At 53.3% G+C, this 1,453-nt stretch carries 1 protein-coding gene; it reads left to right on the top strand.

Annotation, left to right across the window (positions count from 1 at the left end):
- Positions 1-80: 80 nt before the first annotated feature.
- The gene (locus tag AD944_RS00455; protein WP_010511145.1) at positions 81-1,112 is read left to right on the top strand and encodes an IS110 family RNA-guided transposase; all 1,032 of its coding nucleotides are present in this window, start codon (positions 81-83) and stop codon (positions 1,110-1,112) included.
- Positions 1,113-1,453: the final 341 nt, after the last annotated feature.

The following is a 1,453-nucleotide window of genomic DNA, read 5'->3' as shown; positions in this document are numbered from 1 at the left end:
CCAGATGGGGTGGACGGCCTCCCTGCGGCATCAATGTGCCATGATGGAGGTTCACTGACCATCAGGAGGAGACCGCCCGTATGAAAGCTAGCATAATTGGCCTGGATATTGCCAAATCCGTTTTTCAGGCTCATGGGGCTGACGCAATTGGAAAGTGCGTTTTCAAGCGCAAGCTTGGTCGCAGTGAAGTTTCAGCATTTTTTGCAAAACTTGACCCATGTGAAGTTGTTCTGGAAGCCTGCGGGTCAGCTCATTACTGGGCACGGGTGATCAGCAGGATTGGTCATGATGTCAGACTGGTTCCTCCTGATCGGGTCAAATCATTTGTCAAAAAAGGCAAGAAAAATGACGCTGTTGATGCGGCTGCGATCTGCATGGCGGCGACTCATCCTGATACGATGTGTGTTCCGATCAAGAGCGAAGAGCAGCAAGGTGTCTTGTCACTGCATTCTGCCCGCGCTCTTCTGGTCAAACAGCAGACCATGCTGAGTAATGCGTTACGGGCTCTTGCTTCCGAGTTCGGGCTGATAGCCCCTCTGGGCACACGCCATCTGCCAGAACTGATGGCAAAAATAGAGACATCAGCCGACCTGCCTGCTGCCATGAAGCAGAGTGCCATGTTGTTATTTGAGCATTATGAAAAGGTCGCTCAGAGCATTGATGCTTTGGAAGTGCAGATCCGGGCGCGTGCAAAAAGCGATGACGATGCGCGTCGGTTGATGACCATCCCTGGGGTCGGTCCTATAACGGCTTCTCTGATTGTCGCCTCGGTCGCGGATATTGGCTCTTTCGCCTCTGCGCGCCATTTTGCCGCCTGGCTGGGGCTTGTGCCTCGTCAGCATTCTACCGGCGGTAAAACCCGTCTGGGAAGGATTACCAAAACGGGCAATCGGCAGATAAGAACGTTGCTGGTTCTTGGTGCGACGGCCATGCTTCATCGTGCCCATAAGTGGGATAGCGCTGCGGGTCAGTGGCTATGCGAACTCATGGCGCGTCGTCCAAGGCGTCTGGCAACAGTTGCACTTGCCAATAAAATGGCTCGTATCATCTGGGCGTTGTTGTCACGTAAAGAGATCTATCGTCCGGCTGGTGTCAGTGTTTCAGCAGGCTGACCTGCACCAGCAGAACGATGGACACCGGAGCTTGCTCCGGTAGATCCGGCAGTATGTACGAACCGACGTGATGGGAAGACAGTCATTCAGCAACAGTTCAGGCCATACCGTTCGACCGTCTGTGCCCCTGAGCACGTGATACCAGATTGGTGCCTGACACGTGAGCGCACACCCATGATGGCCAGCGCATAAAGTCGCATAAACAGGCCGGACATAAGAGCGCATCTGACCGGGTCTTCACGTTAAATCGGTATTCATCATCCAGCCGGTAGAATAATACGTTTTAGAAATGACATCGGGAGAACAATGTGAGGTATTGCGCTTAAACGGCCGTCCACATA

The organism is Acetobacter tropicalis, from assembly GCF_001580915.1.
GTDB classification, from domain to species: domain Bacteria; phylum Pseudomonadota; class Alphaproteobacteria; order Acetobacterales; family Acetobacteraceae; genus Acetobacter; species Acetobacter tropicalis.
This window is presented reverse-complemented; position numbering and strand designations above follow the sequence as displayed.